The organism is Methylobacterium sp. AC832 (genome assembly GCF_979256025.1).
In genome coordinates this window covers 203433-223052 of record NZ_CEEDMV010000006.1, presented here as the reverse complement: position 1 = coordinate 223052, position 19620 = coordinate 203433, and the positions used below count along the sequence as shown (strand labels likewise).

The window sequence follows — 19620 nt, the reverse complement described above, 5'->3', positions numbered from 1 at the left end:
GGGGGGGGCGGGTGGGCGCGGAGCGACGGGGCGCGGGGGCGACCTCTCCGGACAGCGCGCTCCCCTCTCCCGACCCTCGCTGACGCGAGGGCCACCCTCTCCCGCAGAGGGGAGAGGGGGAGCCGGTGCCGGACTGGGCAATGCCCTGCGCCGCGCCCGCCCGCACCTCCTCCTCGCCCTGCCGATCCTGCTGATTCTCGTGGCCCTTGGCTTCGGCGTGGCGGCCTGGCGGGCAGCGCGCGACAACGCCGCGATCGCGGCTCTCGCCGCCGGCAAGGACGTCCCGGTCTCCCTCGACGCCCCGGCACAGCTCCTGCTGGCGCGGGTGCAGCATCTCGCCCGTCGCGGCGTAACCGAGGAGATCGAGCCGCTGATCGAATCCCTCGACCGCCGGGGCGAGACCGACCTTTCCGCGCGTGCACGTTATGCGCTCGGCAATGCCCGTCTGCGCCAGGCCTTCGACCATCTGGAACGGAGCAACCTCGATCCGGCCGGACCGCTCATCACCTTGGCCCGTCAGGATTATCGGCGCGCGCTCCAGGGTCGACCGGACCTCTGGGACGCCAAGTTCAACCTCGACGTGGCCTCGCGCCTGCTCCGCGACTTTCCCGAATTCGACCGCAAGACCGGCGACGAGTTGAAGGCCGAGCCGAAGAAGATCTGGACCGAGATCCCCGGCCAGCCGCGGGGCGAGCCATGAGAGCGCCCGGCCTCGTCCGGCGAAACCTGCGCGACCGGCGGTTCCAACTCCTGGCCGCCGCACTGGCGCTCGTGGGGCTGACCTTCGTGGCTCGCCCCCTTCCGCTGACCCGCAACGGCGTGGAGATTCTGGCGGTCCTCGACATCACCGGCAGCATGAACGTCCGTGATTACGTCGGGGCGGACGGCAAACCGCAGAGCCGTCTGGAGACGGCGAAGGCGGCCTTACGCGAACTCGTCACCTCGCTGCCCTGCGGGTCGCGGGTGGCACTGGGACTGTTCACCGAGCGCCGGCCGTTCCTGCTGTTCACCCCCATCGAAGTCTGCGCCGATTTCGCCCCCCTGGACGGGGCGCTGGGCGCCTTGGATTGGCGCATGGCCTGGGAAGGCGACAGCCGGATCTCGGCCGGGCTGTTCCGCTCGGTGGAAATGGCGGCCAGTCTCGGCACCGACCTCATCTTCATCACCGATGGCCACGAAGCGCCGCCCCTGCCCAGCACCGGCGGACCCGCCTTCGACGGCAAGCCGGGCGCTGTGCGCGGCCTCATCGTCGGAGCAGGGGCCTACGCTCTGTCGCCGATCCCGCGTTACAACGATCGCGGCCGCGAGACCGGATTCTATGGCTCGGGCGACGTCCAGCAGGAGAACCGGTTCGGCCCGCCCCCCGCCGATGCCGAGAGCCGCGAGGGCTACAACCCGCGCAACGCCCCCTTCGGCGCTGCGGCGGCCTCGGGCACAGAGCATCTCTCCTCGGTGCGCGAGCCCTACCTCAAGACCCTCGCTCAGGCGACGGGCCTGACCTACGCCCATCTCGACGGCCCTGCCGGGGTCGGCCCCGCGCTGGTCCGCGCGGCGACCCCGCGCCCGCTCCCGGGCAGCCTCGACCTGCGCCCCGTCTTCGGCGGGATCGCCCTCGCGCTGATCCTTGCCGTTTTCGCCGCCCCTCTGTTCGGGGCCGGCCGTTTTGTCCTGGTAAAAAAGGTCTGATCGATGCGTTTTGCCCTGCCGTCCGCGTTCCTCGCTCCCCTGGCAGCCACCGCCTTCCTCGCAACCACGGCTCTCGCGCACGGCCCGACGCCGCAGAAGGTGGACCAGTCCATCGCCATCGCGGCAAAGCCCGATGCCGTCTGGGCCGTGGTCGGCGACTTCGCCGGCATCTCGAACTGGCATCCGGACGTGGCGAAAAGCGTCGGCACCGGCGGCAACGCCTCGGGCGGTCGTCGTACATTGACCTTGAAGAACGGCGGCACCCTCGATGAAGGCCTCGACGAGTGGGACGCGGCCAAGCGCAGCTATTCCTACCGCCTCGGCGATGCCGACCTGAAGGCGCTGCCGGTCTCCTCCTACTCGGCAACGATCACCGTCTCGCCGGACGGCGAGGGCTCGAAGGTCGAGTGGCTCGGCCGCTTTTATCGCGGCGACACCGGAAACGAGCCGCCGGAGGAGCTCAGCGATGCCGCCGGCAAGGATGCGATGAACCTCTATTTCAGCAACGGGCTCAAGGGGCTGAAGGCGCGCCTGGAGGGCAAGACGGCGCGATGAGACCTTTGCGCCCGATGCTCCTTGCCGGTCTCGTCCTGACGCTTTCCAACCCTCGGGTGGAGGCCGGGCCCGTCTATGTGGCGAGCCAGGGAGCCGGGACGCTGAGCCGCATCGAGGCCGGGGCCACCACGGTCGCGGCCACCATCGCGGTGGGGCAGGGGATCGCGCAGGTGGCGGCCGGACCGAACGGCCGCCTCTACCTGAGTCAACCGGACCACGCGGGGATCGACGTGGTCGACGGGCGAACCCGTGTCGTCCTGCGGCGCCTGCCGTTTCCGGGCCAGGCCTTCGGCATCGCGGCGGCGCCGGATGGGGCGAGCCTCTTCGTCGGCGACTGGGCCGGGGGACGGGTGGTCCGGCTCTCCGTATCGACGGGCGCCGTCGAGGGCGACTGCCCCGTGGGCAAGGACCCGGCCGGCCTCGTCCTCGATCGGCGGGGCCGCCTCTATGTGGCCGACCGTGAGAGCAGGCAGGTCAGCGTCATCGACACCGCGCGCATGGAGCGGGTGGCGACGGTGCCGGTGGGCGAGGGACCGTTCGCCCTCGGGCTGAGCCCCGGCGAAGACAGGCTCTACGTGGGCAATGTGCGCAGCGGCGACGTCAGCGTCGTCGACACGGGCAGCTTGACGGTGACGACCACCGTGAAGATCGGCGGGATGCCCTACGGCGTCGCGACCAGCGAGGATGGCAGCCTCGTCCTCGTCACCAACCAGCAGGCGGGCACCGTAGCGGTGCTCGACTCGGGCAGCCTCGGTCTCAAGGCGACGATCCCGGTCGGGCGCTACCCCGAAGGGATCGCCGTCGATGGGGCCTTCGCCTATGTGGCGAACTGGTTTTCGGATTCGGTCTCGGTCATCGACCTGAAATCGTTGAAGGAAACCGCCCGCATCCCCGTGGCGGAGGGCCCCCGCAGCCTCGCCGTCGGCTCGAACCCGGAGGCGGTGCGATGAAACGGGTCACACGCGCGATCCTGTGCCTCCCCCTCGCCCTGGCGGCCTGCGACAAGGGTGACGAGGCCGGCGGCGAGGCCGCGAGCACCGAGGATCAGGCCCTGGTCGCCACGAAATCCGCCGCCGACGTCCCGACCTGGCTTTCGCATACGGACCCGACCGAGCCGGCCCGGTGGCTCGCGAGCCGCGAGATCGGCAGGCCCGCCGCGGAGGTGGGCTCGCAGACCGAGCATCTCCGCCACAGCCTCGCTCGCGCCAAGGAGGTCTTCATCGAGGATCCGCGCATGATGGCCAACCGCATCGTCCAGCTCGGCGAGATGCTGGCCGAGGCGGGAAAGCCCGAACCCTATGCCGATCTTCTCGACGGGCTGGAGAAGGTCGCCGCCGCCACCCACCGCAAGCAGCTCTTCGGCGAGATGTGCCAGCACTATTACAATACGCGCCAGCAGGGAGCCGACCGGGCAACGACTCTGGCTAGGCTGAAGGAGCGTTACTCGCTCCAGGGTGAGGGACGAGCCCCCCGTGAACGGGAGAACCGGCAATGACGGCCGTCCTCGTCGTGGACGATCATCCCGTGGTCCTGCGCGGCTTCCGGCGCCTCATGGAGGATGCGGGCGTAGAGACGATCCATGAGGCCACCGACATCATGTCCGCCTACCGGATCTTCCACCGCCTGCGCCCGCAGATGGTAGTCGCCGACCTGAGTTTGCAGGGCGAGGGATTGTCCGGCCTCTCGCTGATCCGGCGCATCCATAATCTCGCGCGGGACACGCGGATCCTCGCCTTCAGCATGCACAACGACCCGATCATCGTCTCGCGCGCCTTGGAAAGCGGCGCCATCGGATACGTCTTCAAGGATGTTCGGACAGCGGAATTCCTCAAGGCCTTCGAAGCGGTACGCGCCGGGCGTAGCTACCTCGATCACGACCTCGCCGTGGAGATTGCAGTGCTGCAGGCCGGAGCCCGTCGCTCGCCCCTGGCTGATCTGAGCAGTCGCGAGCGCGAAATCCTTTCGCTCCTCAGCCGCGGCACCTCGTATCAAAGTATCGCCGACGCGCTATCTATCAAGTACCGAACGGTTCTCAACACCTGCTCCGCCATGCGTCAGAAGCTCGGTGTCAGCACGCTGGCAGACCTCATTCGTATCGCGGTAGATCAGGAAAATCGATTGCGCTGAACGATGGCCTGAGACCCATGCAGCGCGACGATCCTTCGCCCTTGGCGAAGGATCGGTCAGCGATATCCGAATTGCGAACCACTCCAATTCGAGAGCACTGTCCCCTCCGACGATACCGGGCAACCGCTTTTCACAGCCCGAGCGGAGCGTTCCCGGCAGATGCAGGCGGCGACCACCCTGACAGGCGATTGGACGATGGTCGTGACCGCGCTGTTGCTCGCCGTCTGCATGGGTCTGTGGGCAAGTGGCATCGTGGCCGAAGTGGTAACGGCGATGATTTTCTTCGCCGCAGCCATGCTTTTCAAGCTCGCTCCTGCAGCGACGGTCTTTTCTGGCTTCTCATCATCCGCTTTCTGGCTCGTTCTGAGCGGGATGGTAGTCGGTCTCGCGATCACCCGGACAGGCCTTGGCACTCGCTTGGCGCGAAGCCTCGCGGGCCGGCTGACCGGATCCTATACCGGCTTTGTAGCGGTCATCGTCACCCTGTCGTTTGCCCTTGCCTTCGTCATGCCGTCCAATCTCGGGCGCATCGCCCTGTTGATCCCGGTGGTTCTGGCCCTTTGTGATGCATTCGGCCTGGAGCCTGGCCGCCCCGGGCGAAACGGCGCGGTCCTCGCCGTAGCCCTGGCGACACCATTGCTCTCAGCGGCGATCCTCCCCGCCAACGTCCCCAACCTGGTCATGGCTGGCACGGCGGAGACCCAATACGGCCTGCATGTCGGCTACCTGCCCTATCTGCTGCTCCACGCGCCGATCCTCGCCGGTGTGAAGGGGATCCTTCTGGTGGCTGTCATCGTGCGCCTTTTTCCAGACCGGATGAGCCCAGCCACCATCGGTATCGGCGAGACAGGACCAGCTTTTTCCGCGCCGGAAGTGCAATTGACGATCATCCTGGCACTGACGCTGGGTTTCTGGGTGACGGACAGCCTTCACCATATCGCCCCGGCCTGGATCGGGCTGATCGCAGCAGTGATCTGCCTCCTGCCGCGCGTCGGCGTCCTTCCGGCGGAAGCCTTTGGCGCAGTGAACCTGAGAACCTGCTTCTACGTGGCCGCTCTCCTCGGGCTGGTCGCCGTGATCAATGAGACGGGTCTCGGCGCTCGGTTAGGCCATGTCCTACTTGCCGTAGCTCCGCTGGAACACGGAGCATCGGCGCAGAATTTCGGCGTGTTGACGATCATTGCGGCGCTCTTTGCCATCGCCGTCACAGCCAACGGCGCTCCCGCCCTCTACACAGCCTTGGCCGGTGAGATGTCCCGCGCGAGCGGTCTGGACCTCGCGAGCGTGGTGATGATCCAGGTCGTCGGATACTCGACCCTGTTCCTTCCCTACCAGGCTCCGCCCATCGTGATGGCAATGGATCTCGGCCGGGTACCGCTCCGATCGGCGACCATTCTGACGCTCGTAGTCGGTCTGTCGTCACTGCTCATTGTAACGCCGCTCGACTACCTCTGGTGGCGTATTCTCGGCCAGATTCCATGAGGACGAGCCGAATGACGATCATGTGAGTGTGTCACACCGCAATGCACATCTAACCGGCTTGCGCATTGGCGCATGGCCCTTACCCCTTTAGAGACGGTCCAATCTGAGCAGCATACCTGCTGACATTGGCCCCAAAGCGCCGAGGACTTTCGCAGAATGGCCCCCACCGTCAGACCCACGGTCGCGCAGCCGCTCTCGCCCCATCTCCAGATCTACCGCTGGACCTGGACCATGGCGATGTCGGTGTTCCATCGCGTCACCGGTACCGCGCTCTACGGCGGAACCGCCCTGGTAGCGATCTGGCTCGTCGCACTTGCCTCCGGCTCAGCTGCGTACGGCTGGGTCGCTTGGTTCTTCGGCTCCATCATCGGGAAGCTGGTCCTCTTCGCCTACACCTGGATCCTGATGCACCACATGCTCGGTGGCCTGCGCCATTTCATCTGGGATTTTGGCTACGGCTTCGACCGTGAACGGCGATTGGGTCTGGCTCGCGCGACCCTTATCGGCTCCGTGATCCTGACCGTCCTGATCTGGGCGCTCGCCCTCGTCCTGCGCTGAGGAGCGACTCCATGGTAGACAACCGCCAGAACACGAACGTGACGATGCGTACCCCGCGCGCGCGGGTGAAGGGTCTCGGCGCCTCCGGCCACGGCGCAGGGCATTTTTGGCAGCAGCGACTGACCGCCGCCACCAACGCGCCTTTGATGCTCGGCTTTGTCGTCATCGTCGCAATGATGGCCAATCGGCCTTACCCCGAGGCGGTCGCGCTGATGTCGCACCCGCTCGTTGCACTCGTTCTCATCCTCGCCGTGATCTCGGTCACGCTCCACATGAGGATCGGCATGCAGGTCATCATCGAGGATTACGTCCACGACAAGGGACTGAAATTCCTGAGCCTGTTCGCCAACAATGCCTACGCGGTCGTCGTCGCCGTTGCCTGCCTCTACGCGATCCTGCGCGTGAGCCTCGGCAAGCTCGTCTGACCCGCCCACGAACCCGAAGGATCTGCGCATGGCCACCAACGGAACCAGCGGCAACGGCGCGCCCGCCTATTCCATCATCGACCACACCTTCGACGTGGTGATCGTCGGCGCCGGCGGGGCCGGTCTTCGCGCCACGGTGGGCTGCTCTCAGGCTGGTCTCCGCACGGCCTGCATCTCGAAGGTTTTCCCGACCCGCTCGCATACCGTGGCGGCGCAGGGGGGAATCTCTGCCTCCCTTGGAAATATGGGCGCAGACGATTGGCGCTGGCACATGTACGACACCGTGAAGGGGTCGGACTGGCTCGGCGATCAGGATGCCATCGAGTACCTGGTGCGTAATGCGCCCGCCGCCGTCTATGAACTGGAGCATTGGGGCGTCCCCTTCTCCCGCACCGAGGAAGGCAAAATCTATCAGCGCCCCTTCGGCGGCATGACCACCGATTACGGCAAAGGCACCGCACAGCGCACCTGCGCGGCGGCCGACCGCACCGGCCACGCCATGCTCCATACGCTTTATGGGCAGGCGGTGAAGAACCACACCAACTTCTTCATCGAGTACTTTGCCCTCGACCTCATCATGGACGAGGAGGGCCGTTGCCTCGGCGTCATCGCCATCGATCAGGCCTCGGGTGAAATCCACCGTTTCCGTGCCCAGATGACCATCCTGGCCACCGGCGGCTACGGACGCTCGTATTTCTCGGCAACCTCGGCCCATACCTGTACGGGTGACGGCAACGCGATGGTGCTACGCGCCGGCCTTCCGCTGCAGGACATGGAATTCGTGCAGTTCCATCCTACCGGTATCTATGGCGCCGGCTGCCTCATCACCGAGGGTGCCCGCGGCGAGGGTGGCTACCTGACCAATTCCGAGGGCGAGCGCTTCATGGAGCGCTATGCTCCAAGCGCGAAGGACCTCGCCTCGCGCGACGTGGTCTCACGCTCGATGACCATGGAGATCCGGGCCGGGCGCGGGGTCGGTAAGTCAAACGACCACATCTACCTGCATCTCGACCATCTCGACCCGGCGATCCTGCACCAGCGCCTGCCGGGCATCTCAGAATCCGCCAAAATCTTCGCAGGCGTCGACGTCACCAAGGAGCCGATCCCGGTCCTGCCGACCGTACATTACAACATGGGCGGCATCCCGACGAACTATCACGGCGAGGTACTGACCCTGAAGAACGGCAACCCCGACACGGTGGTGCCGGGCCTGATGGCGTTGGGTGAAGCTGCCTGCGTCTCCGTGCACGGCGCCAACCGTCTCGGCTCGAACTCCCTCATCGACTTGGTGGTGTTCGGCCGCGCAGCCGGCCTACGCTGCGCCGAGATCGTCGAGCCGGGCCGTCGCCAGATGGATCTGCCTAAGGATTCGGCCGACAAGGCGCTCGGCCGCCTCGACCGCTTCCGTTATGCTGATGGCGGCACGCCGACGGCGGAACTGCGCGCCGAGATGCAGAAGACCATGCAGAACAATTGCGCGGTCTTCCGCACCGGCGAGGTTCTGGAAGAAGGCAAGGCTCTGATCCATAAGGTCTGGCAAGGCGAAGCCGACATCAAGATCACCGATCGCTCGCTGATCTGGAACACCGACCTGCTCGAGACGCTCGAGTTCGATAATCTGATCGGTCAAGCCGTTGTCACCATGGAATCGGCTGCCAACCGCAAGGAAAGCCGCGGCGCTCATGCTCGCGAGGACTATCCCGATCGTGACGACAAGGAATGGATGAAGCACACGCTGTCGTGGCTAGACGACAAATCTCAGCAGGTGAACATCGATTACCGTCCAGTCCACACCTACACCATGTCTAACGAGATCCAATACATCGAGCCGAAGGCTCGCGTTTACTAGGAAAGCGGCTGCGGTCGTTCCCGACGATGGTACTCACGAGACGGATTTAGGCACGCCGAACCATGGCCCAATTCAACTTACCCAAGAACTCCCGGATTACCGAGGGCAAGACTTGGCCTCGGCCGACCGGGGGCAACAACCTTCAGGAATTCCGGATCTATCGCTGGAATCCAGATGACGGCGCCAACCCGCGTGTCGACGTCTATCAAGTCGACCGCGACGATTGCGGGCCGATGGTTCTCGACGCCCTCCTTTGGATCAAGGCCAAGGTCGATTCGACGCTGGTGTTCCGCCGCTCCTGCCGCGAGGGCATCTGCGGCTCCTGCGCTATGAATATCGAGGGTCAGAACGCGCTCGCCTGCACCATGGGCATCGACGAATGCCAGGAGCATGCGAAGGGTAAGAAGACCGGCGCAGTGCGGATCTACCCGCTCCCGCACATGCCGGTCCTCAAGGATCTGGTACCCGACCTGACCAACTTTTTTGCTCAGCATGCCTCGGTCGAGCCCTGGCTCCAAACCGAGACACCGGCCCCCGAAGGTGAGTGGAAGCAGACCCCGGAGGACCGTGCCCAACTCGATGGTCTCTACGAATGTATCCTGTGCGCTTGCTGCACCACGTCCTGCCCAAGTTACTGGTGGAACGGCGACCGCTTCCTGGGTCCCGCTGCCCTACTTCAAGCCTATCGCTGGCTCATCGACAGCCGTGACGAGAACACCGGCGAGCGGCTCGACGCTCTTCATGACCCGTTCCGGCTTTATCGCTGCCATACGATCATGAATTGTGCCAATGCCTGCCCGAAAAGCCTCAATCCCGCAAAGGCCATCGCTGAGATCAAAAAGATGATGGTGTCGCGCGAAATCTGATACCTGAGCCCACGACACCGAACCGCTACCAAAGCCGAGATGCCCAACATCTCGGCTTTGGTTATTCGTAGCCCTATTTCGTGATTTTTACCGAGACCGGATCGCTTGAAGGAAAGGTCTCCTCCAACGCTTCATCGAGTCGTTCGCTCATCTCATCCTGGTTATTACCGGGATTCGTCTTGTCACCGCCGCGCGCCGGGTCAACGCGAGGTTTTTCGTCGGCATCGGACGTGGCTTTTGGCTTCGGGTCGGACATCAGCGTCTCCTGGTGCTTGCCCGGTCATCACCGGGGTTGCGCATTCACCTCGACCAACGCGGATGGGACGACGCCCGATCCCTTTCATCGCTGGCGGTACGGCGTCTCGTCTCTGCGACGGTGGCGTTTACCGGACATGAGTCGATCGTCGCTACCCTGGCCATACCGGCCGGAGCTTCCTGGATTCATCGAGCTGGCCGAGGGATCGGGCGCGCCATGCATATCGTGATCCTCGCCGAGTTCGCCGTAGCGAGTGGCGGTGCTGAGAAGGTGGCGGTCGAATCTGCGCACGGCCTCGCTAAGGCGGGGATCGACATTACCTACATCCAAGCCATCGACGGCGCGGTGGATCCGTTACTCGATCATCCGAACATCCGGCACATTACCCTCGGTAACGCAGACATCTGGAGTCGCCCCCCTATGGAGGCGGCCTTGTCTGGCCTTTGGAATTGGCAATCCGCAGCACGCCTGCGCTCCATACTAGGCAGCCTCCCAAGGCCAGCAGACGTTATCCACCTGCATCAATGGACCCGGAGCCTTTCACCCAGCGTGTTCCCTGTCTTATTCGACAGCGGCGTCCCCGTGGCGGTGACGTTGCACGATTACTTTCTTTCCTGCCCCAACGGCGTCTATTACCGGTTCGACCAGGATCGCCCATGTGGACTGAAGCCACTCTCAAAGTCCTGTGTCGTAGCGCCTTGCGATCCGAGGAGCCGCTTTCACAAGGCCATCCGGGTAGGGCGAAGCGTCGTTCAAAGCCGTGCCTTGCGACGGCGCCATCTCGATCTGGTTCATGTCTGCGATGCCAGCCTCCGCCGCGCTGACGATCTCCAAGGCTCGTTCTCCGTGACGCATCATCGGGTCGACAATCCCGTCCGGGTGGAAAGGGGAGTACGGGCCAACCCGGCTGCGGCGGCGGCCATTGCCTATGTAGGTCGCCTGACGCGCGAGAAGGGCGCGGACCTCGTCGCCGAGGCGGCACGCGATGCCGGCATGCCGGCCCTCTTCATCGGAACTGGACCATTAGAGGCGGAACTGAGCGTGCAGCCGCATGTGGAAATGCTGGGATGGCGATCTCCCGGCGAGGTATGGACCATCCTTGCTCAACGTGCGCGTGCCGTGGCCGCGCCGTCCCGGTGGTACGAGACGGGACCTCTCACCGTCTACGAGGCTTTGGCGACCGGGCTTCCTGTCATCGCGTCAGACCGCTCCGGTGCCGCCGAAAAAGTTGTCAACGGCGTCACCGGTTATGTAGTCGCACCGGAGCGGACAACCCTCGCGGCGGCTTTCCGAAATCTCGACGCGATGACAGCGGAGACGCTCGGACGTTCCGCTCACGCTAGATATTGGAACGCGCCGATGTCGATCGACGCCCATGCCGATGCACTTGTCCGCCTCTATCGAAGGATCACCCGAAACGTATCGCCTGCAACGCCCGATGTCTTAGAAACACCAAGTCATCGATAGCTGCAGAAAACCTGTGCGTCGGCTCCCACGTGAGATCCATCGAAAAGGATCATCCTCGAGCCCAACATGCTCAACACAGCCGCCAATGAATCGTTACTGCGGACGTCATATTTCACAATTCCTAACTTGCTGGCCTACATTGCATGCTCAGATCCTTCGGCATCCCGCTAATTTGAATCCAGCACCGTGATGGCACTGCTACTGGTGGGCTTCCGCTAAACGCCCCATCTTGACTTCCATATTGCACTGCAACATATCGATAGTGCGGCGCGTCATCCCGTGTCGCCACCGCTCATTCAGAGAGGAACGACATGAACGCGCCAACCTACGAGATTCCTGCCGAGCTTCGCGACTTCGCGGAGAAGAGCGTCAGTCAGGCCCGGACTGCCGTGAGCAGTCTGCTCGGCACGGTGGTCAAATCCGCCGAACAGCTTCAGACATCGTCCAACACGGTGCATGAGACGATCCAGTCCGTGATCGCCAAGGGCCTTGACCAAGTCCAGGCGAATGCAAGCTCGACGTTCGACTTCGCTCAAAAGCTGGTGCGTACCCGCGACGTGAAGGAAGCGTTCGAGTTGCAGAGCGCGTTCCTGCACAGCCAGATTGCCGCGATTCAGACCCAGGCCAAGGATCTCGGCGCCCTGGCGCAGAAAGCGACCAAAGGCGCCTGAATTTGCCTCCATGCGCGGACTGGCCGATTGCCGGTTCGCGCGCAAACCGGAGAAGCGGTATGGTGTCGGCGCAGTAAATGCGGTCCAACTGGAGTTCCGGCATGAACCGCGGAGGGTGCCGACCGGTACCTGGCGATGCATGTCCGACGATGGATGAAGGGGACGCGAATCATGGCAATACGCCGACCAGCACGCTCCGTAGAGCGCCCCAAAAGTAAAGCCAATCGATCGACCCAGCCTGCCAATGCGGACGCTGCTCCGACGACAGCCGAAGCGCCGGATATCGTAACGAAGTCGCTCGAGGTGGCTCCGACCTATCAATCGTCGAGTATCGATTCTGCCTTGGTCGGGGCATCTCTGCCTGACGGCTCTACCCCGGTCATCGCGCCCCTGTTGGAGACCGTGTCTTCAGATGCTTTGACGGCCGGACAGTCTGTGACGGAGCTCCATTCCGGCAGAGCAGAGACGCTCGCGGAGGATGGGGCATCCGAAGTCCACGCGCCTGCCGCCGTAAACGTATCCATCGCCGCGCAAGATGATGCGCCAGGGCATGCCGGCAATGGCGAGGCGCGAACGGAGCACGAGGCGGAACTCGCATCTCTCCTGCCTGCCGAGATTGAAAGTGCGATCGCCTCGGCGAAAGATCTTGCCGCTCAGTCGCCAACCATTGAGGCCCCCTCGGCATTGAAGGAAATAACCGCCGCCAACGATACGTTTGCGACCTATGTCCGCAACGAGAGCATTGCCACTCTTGCACATTGGCGTTCCTTATCGGCGGCAAAGAACCCCGCTGATGCTCTCCGTCTTCAAGTGAATGAAATGCAACGTGCAGCCGACGCCTCTCTCAGCTGCATTGCGAGTCTTGCCCGCCGCGCGGGCCGCATCGCCGCCACGCTTCGACGCCCCGGACACCCCTCGCGCTGACGCCCCGGCGCGTCTAGATATCTCGGATTCCGCAGCGGCTCCGCTGTCTGCGCCTACCATCCGGGAGATCGCGATGATTCATCGGCCGCTGCTCGCCTGCCTCGTCACGGCGTCCATCGTCGTCTCGCCAAACGCTCAAGCGCAGATGATGAAGACGCCGGAAACGCACGTTCCGGCCAAGATCGTTCCCGGCTCGAAGGGCGAAGTCCATCTTTCTTTCGCGCCGGTGGTGAAGCGAGCCGCTCCCTCGGTGGTCAATGTCTACGCGTCGCATGTGGAGCAACGGGGCACGTCGCGTAGCGCCATGGACGAGTTCATGCGCCGGTTCTTCGGCGAGCAAGGCTCTGGTCGTGGCCAGGGCATGCCGGGCGAGCGGGCACAGAAATCCTTGGGGTCCGGCGTCATCGTGGATGAATCTGGGCTCGTCATCACCAACAACCACGTCATCGATAACATGAATGAGGTTCGTGTCTCGCTCTCCGACCGAAGGGAGTTCGAGGCCAGTATCGTCTTGCGCGATCCCCGGACTGACCTTGCCGTCATCAAGATCAAGAGTCCCGTTGGCGGACTCGTGCCGATGCCGATGGGGGATTCCGAGGCGCTGGAGGTCGGCGACTTCGTGATGGCGATCGGCAACCCGTTCGGCGTCGGCCAGACAGTGACGCAGGGCATCGTCTCGGCGGTGGCGCGTACCCAGGTCGGGTCTTCGGACTACCAATTCTTCATTCAGACCGATGCGGCGATCAACCCGGGCAATTCCGGCGGCGCTCTCGTTGACCTGCAAGGGCAGCTCGTCGGCATCAATACGGCGATCTACTCACAATCCGGTGGAAGCCACGGCATCGGCTTTGCCATCCCCACAAGCATGGTTCGCGCCGTGGTCGAAACAGCCAAGGGTGGTGCCACGACGGTACGCCGCCCGTGGCTTGGGGCGCGAGTGCAGAACGTGACACCGGACATCGCCGAGAGCATGGGCCTCGACCATCCGACCGGAGTCTTGGTGGCGAGCCTGCAGCCGAAAAGCCCGGCCGAAGAGGCCGGCCTGAAGCGCGGCGACCTGATCCTCACGGTGGACGACAAAGTCGTCGATGATCCGGAAGCCTTTGGTTACCGCTTTGCCCTGAAGGGAATCAGCGGAAGTGCCAAGTTCGGCATCCTGCGCGGCACCTCCCGCTCCACGATTTCGGTCAAACTCGCCTCGGCTCCAGAGACACGACCACGCGAGGCGGTGAAGCTGCGCACTCGCTCGCCCATGTTCGGCGCCACCCTGGTCAACACTTCGCCGGCCGTCGCGGAAGAATTGCAGAAGGATTTCGCCTCCGAGGGAGTAGCGGTCTCGTCCGTAGAGGAAGGGTCCATCGCGGCTCGCAACGGACTCCAGGTCGGAGACGTGGTCGTGGCGATCAACGGAGCCCCAGTGACCGCCACGAAAGATCTCGAGCGCCTGATCCGGACCAATCCCGGCATTTGGGAGATTACGATTAATCGCGGCGGCACAGTGTTGACCTCGGTGTTCGGAGGCTAGAGGCCTCATTCAGTCCACGCAGCCGGTATCCTCCGGCACCGGGCTCCGGAGGCGTGCCCTGGCGAATTAAACGTTGGTCATAGGAGGCCGGGATCGCGTGTGATTCGCTGGATGCCCATATGAGGAAGACGTGCGAGGCGCCGATCCGGTCTTTGCTCGGCATCCTAACTGCAAGGCAGGTCGGCAAGTCCACCGAAACGCGGGGACGAGGTCATTTGCAGATTGCGGGATGGCGCAGCCCGCGTCTTCTATGCGTCGATGTCCGATCTCTTCGCCTCCGCCGGTCTGCAGAACGATGCGCCTCGCCCGCTTGCGGACCGTTTGCGTCCACGCTCCCTCGCCGAGGTGGTGGGACAAGAGCACCTCACCGGACCGGACGGATCGCTCACCCGGCTCCTGAACGGCAAATCCTTCGGCTCACTGGTATTCTGGGGGCCGCCGGGTACCGGCAAGACCACGGTGGCCCGCCTTCTGGCCCACGAGACTGACCTCAAGTTCGAACAGATCTCGGCGATCTTTTCCGGCATCGCCGATCTGAAAAAGGTCTTCGAGGCGGCGCGCCAGCGCAGGGCGATGGGTCAGGGGACGTTGCTCTTCGTGGATGAGATCCACCGCTTCAATCGGGCTCAGCTCGACGCTTTCCTTCCCGTGATGGAAGACGGAACCGTAACGCTCGTTGGCGCCACTACCGAAAACCCTTCCTTCGAGCTCAACGCCGCGCTTCTCTCGCGCGCCCGCGTCCTGCTGTTCCGCTCGCTCGACGACGTCGCCATCGCCAAGCTACTGGTCCGGGCAGAGGAACTGACGGGGCGTTCGCTGCCTTTGGACGAAGACGCGCGCGGCGTCCTCGTCCGCATGGCCGACGGTGACGGACGGGCCTGCCTCACCCTGGCGGAAGAGGTCTGGCGCTCTGCCAAGCGAGACGAGATCTTCGACGCTGCCACCTTGCAGGAGATCGTCCAGCGCCGGGCGCCGATCTACGACAAGAGCCAGGAGGGGCACTACAACCTCATCAGCGCACTGCATAAGACTGTGCGTGGTTCCGACCCCGATGCGGCGCTCTATTATCTCTGCCGCATGCTCGATGGAGGCGAGGACAGGCTTTTCATCGCAAGGCGCCTCGTGCGCATGGCCGTGGAGGATATCGGCCTCGCCGACCCCCAGGCCCTCGTCGTCGCCACTGCCGCTAAGGACGCATTCGACTTCCTTGGCTCGCCGGAAGGGGAATTGGCGCTCGCCCAGATCACCGTCTACCTCGCCTGCGCGCCGAAATCGAACGCGGTCTACAATGCCTACAAGGCGGCGACGCGAGTGGCTAAGGAGCACGGCTCACTGCCGCCGCCCCGGACCATCCTCAACGGCTCCACCAAGCTGATGCGCAAGATCGGCTATGGCGAGGGCTACCGCTACGACCATGATGAGCCGGATGCGTTCTCGGGCCAGGATTATTGGCCCGAGGCGCTCGGTCGCCAGTATTTCTATGAGCCCACCGACCGTGGCATGGAAACCCGCTACGGTGACCGCCTTGCCCATTGGGAGGCCTTGCGAAAGCAGCGCCGTGACGAGGAGCGCTGATCTCGTCGTCCGCTCCTTGATCCCATGATAGGGCGGCGCTCAGTCATCCAGAAGGCCAGCCACGACCATGCACGCCTATCGTAGCCTCGCCACCCGCTTTGCCCGCATCGGCGCCGTCGAGGATGCTGCAGGCATCCTCGGTTGGGACGCCCAGACGCTGATGCCCAATGGCGCGGCGGAAGGCCGGGCCGAGCAGCTCGCCCAGTTGCGGGTCATTGCCCACGAGATCCTCACTGCCGCCGAGACCGGTGACCTGATCGCGCAGGCCTCGGACGACGAGGCCGGCCTCGGTGCCTGGGAGCGGGCCAACCTGCGTGAGATGCGCCGCGCCTACCTTCATGCTTCGGCCGTGCCGGGCGATCTCGTCGCCGCGAGTTCCAAGGCGTCGTCCCGCTCCGAGATGGTCTGGCGGGAAGCGCGGGCGGCATCCGACTTCGCGATGCTGGCGCCTCATCTCGCCGAGACCCTGCGCCTGCAACAAGAGGTCGGGGAGGCGAAGGGCGCCGCTCTGGGCCTCGCGCCCTACGACGCGCTCCTCGACGGCTACGATCCCGGCATGCGCCGGGCGGTGATCGACCCGCTCTTCTCCGAGCTTCGCGCGACCCTGCCGGGCATGATCGGAACGATCCGTGACCGACAGGCGAAGATGCCGGCGCCGATGCCACTGCCGGGACCGTTCCCGGTGGAGGCGCAGAAGGCCCTGGGGTTGGCGCTGATGCGCGCTGCCGGGTTCGATTTCGAGCGCGGACGGCTCGATATCAGCCTGCACCCGTTCTGCGGCGGGGCCACCGACGACGTGCGCATCACCACGCGCTACGACGAGGCCGACGCCACCCGCGCCCTGATGGGCGTGCTGCACGAGACCGGCCACGCGCTCTACGAGCAGGGCCGGCCGGCCGCATGGCTTCACCAGCCCGTGGGGAACGCCCGGGGGATGAGCCTGCATGAAAGCCAGTCGCTGCTGATCGAGATGCAGGCCTGCCGCTCAGCCGAGTTCTGTGCTTACCTGGCACCTCGGCTGCGCGAGGCGTTCGGCGGGCAGGGAAGCGACTGGGATGCCGACAACTTGCACCGCCTCTACACACGAGTTGAGCCGGGCCTGATCCGAGTCGATGCCGACGAAGTGACCTATCCGGCTCACATCCTCCTCCGCTACGATCTCGAAACCGCGATGATCGCCGGTGATCTCGCAATCACCGATCTGCCGGGCGCATTCAATGAAGGCATGCGCTCGCTACTTGGTCTCGCGGTACCGAGCGACCGGCTCGGCTGCCTGCAGGACATCCACTGGCCCGGGGGCAGTTTCGGATATTTCCCGACTTATACCCTAGGCGCCATGGCGGCGGCGCAGTTCTTCCGCGCCGCTTGTGAGGACCTGCCCGGAATCCCATCCGACCTGGCCGAGGGCGATTTTACCGCCATGCGCGGCTGGCTCGGCGAGAACGTGCACGGACGCGGCAGTTTCCTGGAGACGGACGAGTTGCTCGTTGCCACCACCGGCAAGCCCCTGGGCGCAGAAGACTACATGCGCCACCTGCGCCACCGCTATCTCGGGGAAGGCTGAACGCTCGCATCGGCTGGTTGCGAATCGGTTGCTGCGTGGCGATCCTTCGCGGGGTCGGACGTCCCTCGGGGTTTGCCGCTGGAGCCATGGCGCTATGCTCAGAGCCGAAACAATCGTCCGAGCCGGATCGGATCTGGGGAAAGGTTCGCTTGAATGGTCGTCATCGTCGCAGCGATCGGGATCGTGGGTGCCATCCTGTTCTGGATCATCCGCGCGCACGGAACCGCGACGGCGTTGAGGGAGGTCAATCGAGACACAAAGGGCCTTCAGAGGAGGGCGAAATCAACCCTTGAGGACATCATCGGCACGCCACTGAAGCGAGTGCGGGACGTCAGGCTGGCGGCGGTGATCCTGATGATTCAATTGGTCCGCACGGGTAGCCCCGTCACCGCCGCCGAGAAGACCAAGATCCTGGAATTCATGGATTCTCCGCTCCAGATCGATACTATCTCGGCCACGTTCGAGCGAGCGTGGACCTACACCGAGGCACGACGACCGTTCTCCCTCGTGGCAGACGAAATGCTGCCCCTACTGCGGGACAACCTGACCGCGGCCGAGCGTCTGCATTTCATCGACATGCTTTCACAGGTCGCCAACGCCCATTCCGCCGCCAGCGAGTTGCAGCGAGAGGCGATCGTGCGGCTCAAGCGGCGGCTCACGGCTGGGAGCCCTGCGCTGAAGGCGAGCCGGGCCGGCGATTTCGAGCGCTGAGACCGGTGGACCGGGACGGGCCCAGCCTGTAGGTCGACGGCCCCCCATTCCAGCGGACCAGCGTCCGGAGATCCTACATGGCGGCCTGTGGCCTCGATTTCGGCACGTCCAACACCACGCTCGGCCTTGTCACCGAGGGACGGCCCGCCCTGCTGCGACTGGAGGGCGACCACGTGACAATTCCCAGCGCGATCTTTTTCCCGCCGGGTGGGACGCCCCTCGTCGGCCGCGCGGCCATGGCGGAGTACGTCGAGGGCACGCCGGGCCGGCTGATGCGCAGCCTGAAGTCAGTGCTCGGATCCTCGCTACTCGAGGAGACGACGCCAGTCGGGCGTGAGCGAATCCGCTTCCGCGACGTCATCGCCCGCTACCTCTCCGCTGTGAAGACGCGCGCCGAGGCGCAGGCGGGAACGGGCATCGATACCGTGGTGCACGGCCGCCCGGTCCACTTCGTCGATGGCGACCCGGAGGGCGACGCCCGCGCGGAGGATGCCCTGCGCGAGATCGCCCAGAGCATCGGCTTCCGCCACGTCTCGTTCCAATACGAGCCCATCGCGGCGGCGCTCGATTACGAGCAGCAGGTGACGGGGGAGGAGATCGCGCTCATCGCTGATATCGGCGGCGGCACCTCGGATTTCTCCATCGTCCGGCTCTCACCGGAGCGCCATACCAAGGTCGACCGGTCCGGCGATATCCTTGCCAATGACGGCGTACGCATCGGCGGTACCGATTTCGACCGGCGGCTCAGCCTCGGCACGGTAATGCCGCTCTTCGGCCTCGGCAGCCCGATGAACCGAGGCGACCTCGACGTGCCGAGCGGGTATTTCCACGACCTCGCCACCTGGTCGAGCATCAACCGGCTCTACAATGCCAAGACCCTCCGCGAGATCGAGGAGGTCCGCCGCGACGCGCGCCGGCCGGACCTGATCGCTCGGCTCTACACCGTGGTGGAAGCCGAACGCGGGCATTCCCTGGCGATGGAAGTCGAGGGCGCCAAGATCGCTGCCTCGGATGCCGGCCAGGGCGGCGTCGCGCTCGGCTGGGTCGAGCCGGGTCTCGCCGCCAACCTCGACCATGCCGGCCTCGTGGCGCAGACGGAAGAGCTCTCTCGGCGAATCGCCGAGAGGATCGGGCGCTGCCTGAATCAGGCGGGCTTGCCGGCCGAGGGCATCGACGCCCTGTTCCTGACCGGCGGGTCCACGGGCCTGCCGCATGTCCGTGCCGCATTGGTGGCGGGCGTCCCGAATGCCAGAGTTGTGGACGGTGATACGTTCGGCTCCGTCGGGACCGGGCTGACCATTGAGGCGGGCCGCCGCGCCGCCTGAACTGCGGTTCATGCAACGTCGCGTTCTCGAAGCGCCCCATCCTCGAAGCGCTTT

20 protein-coding genes are annotated in these 19620 nt (G+C 64.7%); 19 read left to right on the top strand and 1 reads right to left on the bottom strand.

Features of this window, described 5'->3' with window-relative positions; genetic code table 11:
- Positions 1 to 133: 133 nt before the first annotated feature.
- The 11 genes from AC0IXR_RS20025 (at position 134) to AC0IXR_RS19975 (ending at position 9548) form a co-directional block, all read left to right on the top strand.
- On the top strand, positions 134 to 700 hold the full coding sequence (locus AC0IXR_RS20025) for an MxaK protein (RefSeq protein WP_471761909.1): 567 nt from the start codon (positions 134 to 136) through the stop codon (positions 698 to 700).
- Positions 697 to 1686, top strand: coding sequence for a vWA domain-containing protein (locus AC0IXR_RS20020; RefSeq protein ID WP_471761898.1), 990 nt, complete (start codon positions 697 to 699; stop codon positions 1684 to 1686). Before AC0IXR_RS20025 ends, AC0IXR_RS20020 begins: the two co-directional genes overlap by 4 nt.
- 3 nt (positions 1687 to 1689) lie before the next feature.
- Entirely contained in the window at positions 1690 to 2241 is a 552-nt protein-coding gene (locus AC0IXR_RS20015) for an SRPBCC family protein (protein ID WP_056430350.1), read from the top strand.
- Positions 2238 to 3191 (top strand): YncE family protein, encoded by a 954-nt coding sequence (locus AC0IXR_RS20010; RefSeq protein ID WP_471761897.1) that lies wholly within the window; start codon positions 2238 to 2240, stop codon positions 3189 to 3191. Before AC0IXR_RS20015 ends, AC0IXR_RS20010 begins: the two co-directional genes overlap by 4 nt.
- A complete protein-coding gene (locus AC0IXR_RS20005; protein ID WP_471761896.1) occupies positions 3188 to 3736 on the top strand; it encodes a hypothetical protein in 549 nt (182 codons plus the stop codon). The genes AC0IXR_RS20010 and AC0IXR_RS20005 overlap by 4 nt, the downstream gene beginning before the upstream one ends.
- Positions 3733 to 4368 carry a response regulator transcription factor gene (locus AC0IXR_RS20000; protein ID WP_207410580.1) on the top strand — a complete coding sequence of 212 codons (636 nt, stop codon included), beginning with the start codon at positions 3733 to 3735 and terminating at the stop codon, positions 4366 to 4368. Before AC0IXR_RS20005 ends, AC0IXR_RS20000 begins: the two co-directional genes overlap by 4 nt.
- A gap of 159 nt (positions 4369 to 4527) precedes the next feature.
- Positions 4528 to 5850 carry an SLC13 family permease gene (locus AC0IXR_RS19995; protein ID WP_471761895.1) on the top strand — a complete coding sequence of 441 codons (1323 nt, stop codon included), beginning with the start codon at positions 4528 to 4530 and terminating at the stop codon, positions 5848 to 5850.
- A gap of 156 nt (positions 5851 to 6006) precedes the next feature.
- Positions 6007 to 6408: a succinate dehydrogenase, cytochrome b556 subunit gene (gene sdhC / locus AC0IXR_RS19990; protein WP_207410576.1), complete on the top strand. Its 402-nt coding sequence runs from the start codon at positions 6007 to 6009 to the stop codon at positions 6406 to 6408.
- Between the two features lie 11 nt (positions 6409 to 6419).
- Positions 6420 to 6833, top strand: coding sequence for a succinate dehydrogenase, hydrophobic membrane anchor protein (gene sdhD / locus AC0IXR_RS19985; protein ID WP_056430368.1), 414 nt, complete (start codon positions 6420 to 6422; stop codon positions 6831 to 6833).
- Between the two features lie 28 nt (positions 6834 to 6861).
- Positions 6862 to 8682 carry a succinate dehydrogenase flavoprotein subunit gene (gene sdhA, locus AC0IXR_RS19980; RefSeq protein WP_056430371.1) on the top strand — a complete coding sequence of 607 codons (1821 nt, stop codon included), beginning with the start codon at positions 6862 to 6864 and terminating at the stop codon, positions 8680 to 8682.
- 62 nt (positions 8683 to 8744) lie between these two features.
- Positions 8745 to 9548: a succinate dehydrogenase iron-sulfur subunit gene (locus AC0IXR_RS19975; RefSeq protein ID WP_056430374.1), complete on the top strand. Its 804-nt coding sequence runs from the start codon at positions 8745 to 8747 to the stop codon at positions 9546 to 9548.
- 73 nt (positions 9549 to 9621) lie between these two features.
- Here the strand turns inward: AC0IXR_RS19975 and AC0IXR_RS19970 are convergent, their stop codons facing one another.
- Positions 9622 to 9804: a hypothetical protein gene (locus tag AC0IXR_RS19970; RefSeq protein WP_056430377.1), complete on the bottom strand. Its 183-nt coding sequence runs from the start codon at positions 9802 to 9804 to the stop codon at positions 9622 to 9624.
- Between the two features lie 216 nt (positions 9805 to 10020).
- On the opposite strand from AC0IXR_RS19970, the gene AC0IXR_RS19965 reads away from it, so the two are divergent.
- The 8 genes from AC0IXR_RS19965 (at position 10021) to AC0IXR_RS19930 (ending at position 19566) form a co-directional block, all read left to right on the top strand.
- Positions 10021 to 11271 (top strand): glycosyltransferase, encoded by a 1251-nt coding sequence (locus AC0IXR_RS19965; RefSeq protein ID WP_471761894.1) that lies wholly within the window; start codon positions 10021 to 10023, stop codon positions 11269 to 11271.
- A gap of 311 nt (positions 11272 to 11582) precedes the next feature.
- On the top strand, positions 11583 to 11942 hold the full coding sequence (locus AC0IXR_RS19960; RefSeq protein ID WP_311274735.1) for a phasin: 360 nt from the start codon (positions 11583 to 11585) through the stop codon (positions 11940 to 11942).
- 171 nt (positions 11943 to 12113) lie between these two features.
- Positions 12114 to 12866, top strand: a complete 753-nt coding sequence (locus AC0IXR_RS19955) for a hypothetical protein (RefSeq protein ID WP_471761893.1) — start codon at positions 12114 to 12116, stop codon at positions 12864 to 12866.
- Between the two features lie 73 nt (positions 12867 to 12939).
- Positions 12940 to 14391: a DegQ family serine endoprotease gene (locus tag AC0IXR_RS19950; protein ID WP_056430390.1), complete on the top strand. Its 1452-nt coding sequence runs from the start codon at positions 12940 to 12942 to the stop codon at positions 14389 to 14391.
- A 258-nt stretch (positions 14392 to 14649) separates the two neighbouring features.
- The gene (locus AC0IXR_RS19945) at positions 14650 to 15966 is read left to right on the top strand and encodes a replication-associated recombination protein A (protein WP_056430586.1); all 1317 of its coding nucleotides are present in this window, start codon (positions 14650 to 14652) and stop codon (positions 15964 to 15966) included.
- 67 nt (positions 15967 to 16033) lie between these two features.
- Positions 16034 to 17530: a carboxypeptidase M32 gene (locus tag AC0IXR_RS19940; protein WP_471761892.1), complete on the top strand. Its 1497-nt coding sequence runs from the start codon at positions 16034 to 16036 to the stop codon at positions 17528 to 17530.
- A gap of 153 nt (positions 17531 to 17683) precedes the next feature.
- Positions 17684 to 18241 (top strand): tellurite resistance TerB family protein, encoded by a 558-nt coding sequence (locus AC0IXR_RS19935; protein ID WP_471761891.1) that lies wholly within the window; start codon positions 17684 to 17686, stop codon positions 18239 to 18241.
- Positions 18242 to 18318: 77 nt separating this feature from the next.
- A complete protein-coding gene (locus AC0IXR_RS19930; RefSeq protein WP_471761890.1) occupies positions 18319 to 19566 on the top strand; it encodes an Hsp70 family protein in 1248 nt (415 codons plus the stop codon).
- Positions 19567 to 19620 lie beyond the last annotated feature (54 nt).